This is a genomic window from Ornithinimicrobium sp., from assembly GCF_051004135.1.
Classification (GTDB): Bacteria; Actinomycetota; Actinomycetes; order Actinomycetales; family Dermatophilaceae; genus Ornithinicoccus.
The window spans coordinates 1-3,199 of sequence record NZ_JBPCKQ010000155.1; the positions used below are offsets into that span (position 1 = coordinate 1).

At 71.2% G+C, this 3,199-nt stretch carries 3 protein-coding genes and 1 pseudogene; 2 read left to right on the top strand and 2 right to left on the bottom strand.

Translation table 11 applies throughout. The features are described 5' to 3' along the window. Positions 1 to 589: hypothetical protein (locus tag ACR2FV_RS10540; RefSeq protein ID WP_434015649.1), on the bottom strand; the 589-nt coding region annotated here is incomplete at its 3' end. A 153-nt stretch (positions 590 to 742) separates the two neighbouring features. Between ACR2FV_RS10540 and ACR2FV_RS10545 the strand changes: the two genes are divergently transcribed. Both ACR2FV_RS10545 and ACR2FV_RS10550 read left to right on the top strand, forming a co-directional pair. Next, positions 743 to 1,909 (top strand): sensor histidine kinase, encoded by a 1,167-nt coding sequence (locus tag ACR2FV_RS10545; RefSeq protein ID WP_434015650.1) that lies wholly within the window; start codon positions 743 to 745, stop codon positions 1,907 to 1,909. Then, a complete protein-coding gene (locus ACR2FV_RS10550; RefSeq protein WP_434015651.1) occupies positions 1,906 to 2,568 on the top strand; it encodes a response regulator in 663 nt (220 codons plus the stop codon). The genes ACR2FV_RS10545 and ACR2FV_RS10550 overlap by 4 nt, the downstream gene beginning before the upstream one ends. A 428-nt stretch (positions 2,569 to 2,996) precedes the next feature. On the opposite strand, the pseudogene ACR2FV_RS10555 reads toward ACR2FV_RS10550, so the two are convergent. Continuing rightward, positions 2,997 to 3,199: pseudogene (locus tag ACR2FV_RS10555) on the bottom strand (IS630 family transposase); the annotation flags it as partial.

Genomic DNA, 3,199 nt, shown 5'->3' on the forward strand with positions numbered 1-3,199 from the left:
GCGCGGCGCTGCCCATCGACGTCACCTGGACGATGCCGATCGCCATCGGGACGGCCGCCACGAGGAGCAGCGCCGGCAGCAGAGGACGGAAGCGGCGGACCAGCAGCGTGGCGCCGAGCAGGGTGGAGCTGAGCATGGTGACCAGCATCGCCGGCACAGTGACCAGCCAGGCGACGTCGAACAGGACGTTGAACTCACTGGTCCACTGCGTCCAGTACTGCAGGAACACCGCGACGCAAGCCGCCGTGTAGCCGGTGAGCGTGACCCGCCACGCCCACTTCTCGAAACCTCGCGGGGCACGCCGGCGGTGCACCAGGAACGCGCACAGGGTGAACGCGACGAACACCGGCAGCCAGACCTTGCCGTAGGTGACGTAGACCAGGTCGGGGTCGCCCCACTCGAGCAGCGGTGCCAGCGCCTCGGAGGCCGGCACCGACCAGGCGGCCGTCAGCGGCATCTCCAGGTCTCCGCTGCCCTCTGCCGTGCCATGGCGGGCCAGCGCGTGCAGCTGCCCGGCGACGAGCCCGAACCAGGCCATCACCCAGGCGAATCTGCCGACCGACCTCTGAGACTCCTGCGTCTGGAACATCTCGGTCTCCCTCTCTCATCGGCCGACTCCCTGTCGTGCCGTCCACGGTCGACCCTAGGGACGGATGCTGCCGGCGTCGTCCACCCCGGGACCCGACCCGTCTCCACCCTGGGTTCGACGTCCCCCACCCCATTCCCGCTCTAGTCTCGGAGGGTGCCGCGTCCGTCTGCCCCGTCCTTCCCCCTTGGGCTCGCCGCCGTGCTGCGCCTCGGTGAGCTCCGCGCGAGCGACCCGCTCATCCCCGCGGCCTTCGCCGTGGTCGGGGTGGTCGAGCTCACCGCGCTGACGCCCCGTGGATGGGGCTACGGGCTGGGGCTCGAGATGGTGGTGGCGGTGCTGCTGGTCTGGCGCCGGGTGGCCCCGCTGGTCCTCTGTCCCGTCGCCGCGACGGTCCTGCTGCTGATGCCGTGGGTCGGTCCGCAGCTCGACGACGTGGCCACGCCGATCCTGTTCCTGACGCTCATCTGCTACACCTTGGGGCGCTGGGTCGCCGACCTCCGCGGCCTGGCCGGACTCGCCCTGGTTGCTCTCGTCCTGCTCGTCGACTACGTGGCGGTGGACCAGCGGTCGCACGACGTCACCGACCTGGTGTTCGCCGCGGCGCTGATGCTGCCGCCGTACGTCTTCGGGCGGATCTCACGCAAGCTCGCCGTCCAGTCCGAGCTGCTGCTTCGCCACCAGGAACGGGCCAAGGCCGAGGCGGTCCGTGCCGAGCGCGACCGGATCGCCCGCGACCTGCACGACGTGATCGCGCACTCGGTGAGCGCGATGGTGGTGCAGACCGCAGCCGCGCAAGACCTCGTCCGCACCGATCCCGACCGCACCGAGGGTCTGCTCGCCGACATCGCCGACACCGGGAGGCAGGCACTGTCGGAGACCGGTCGGCTGCTGCACGTGCTCCGCGACGACGCGGGGGAGCTGGGCCTGCGCCCCACGCCCGGCCTCGCCGAGCTCCCCGTGCTGGTCCGTGAGTTCCGCGACCGCGGCCTGGACGTACGGGCCGAGCTGCCCGACCCACCGCCCGTGGTCCCCGCAGGCGTCAACGCCTCGGCCTACCGGATCATCCAGGAGCTGCTCACCAACGCGCTGCGCTACGCCACCGACCGGTCGGTCACGCTCGACGTCACCATCTCGTCGCGCGCGCTGGCGATCCGTGCGGCCAACCCGACTGACGGACGCACCGGTGTCGGCAGCGGCCTCGGGCTTCTCGGCATGGCCGAACGGGTGAAGGTGCACGGGGGATCACTGCGGCACTCCACGGCGCAGGGTCGTTTCGAGCTCGAGGTGAGCGTCCCTCTCGACGGGACGTTGAGCGCGTGACCAGCGTGGTGATCGCCGACGACCAGGACCTCGTCCGCTCCGGCCTCGCGCTGGTGCTGGCCGCGCGCGGCGTGGACGTGGTGGCCTCGGTGCCGGACGGCCGGGCGGCGGTGGGGGCGGTACGTCGGACGCAGCCCGATGTCGTGCTGATGGACATCCGGATGCCGGTGATGGACGGGATCGCCGCAACCCGCGAGATCACCTCCGCGGGCCTCTCCACGCGCGTGCTCGTGCTCACGACGTACGACCTCGACACCTACGTCTACGACGCACTCCGCGCCGGGGCGTCCGGGTTCCTGCTCAAGGCCACGCCGCCGGACACGCTGGTGGCCGGGATCGAGACTGTCGCGGCGGGGGAGGCGCTGCTGGCCCCGAGCCTGACCCGCCGGCTGATCGAGCAGCACGTCAGCGGTCCGGCACCCGTGGTCGGGCTGCCGTCGGCGCTGGAGGGGCTCACCGAGCGCGAGCTCGAGGTCTTCGTGCTCATCGCAGGCGGGCGCTCCAACGACGACATCGCCGCCGAGCTTGTGGTCTCGGGGTCCACGGTCAAGACCCACGTGAACCGGGTCCTCGCCAAGCTCGGACTCCGGACCCGTGTCCAGCTGGTGGTGCTGGCCTACGAGACCGGCCTGGTCCGCCCTGGCCAGCACACCGGCTGAACCCAGTCCGTACTTCGACAGGCAGATCTGGCCCGCCATGCCCGGGCCGCCGCGGGACCGGCGCGCGGAACGGGCAAACCTGCCTGTTGACCTGCGGTGCCGGTTACGAGGCGCGCGCCCCCGACGGAGGCAGGAGGGCGGCGGCGAGGTACATGCCGTGCGACCAGACCAGCGGGTGCGCGCTCGGCCCCCACCGTCCAGCCACTCCTCGAGCACCTCCGGAGCGAGCAGCGGCGCGACCTGCTCGGGCAGGAGCAGCTCGTCGTCGCCCGACAGATCGCAGACGAGGACGGCACCGCGCAACTTCGGTTGCCACCTGCCCTGCTCGCCGATCACCCGAGCGTCGTCCTGGTCGGACGGTCCTCGGGCGCTGTCGCGCTGAGCGAAGGCGCGGCATGAATCCGCGCGGGCAGGGAGTCGACGACGACCTAGTGCCCCGCGTTTGAGGTCTGTTGACGGTTGGCTTTCTTGAGGATCTCCTCGGCGGTCTTGGTCCAGACGAACGGGTGGCAGCGGTGGTTCCAGCCGTCGATGAAGGCGCGGATCTTGGCGTTGAGGTCCTTGACCGACCCGAAGGTGCCGCGGTGGATGGCCTGCTTCTCGATGATGCCGAACCACACCTCGACCAAGT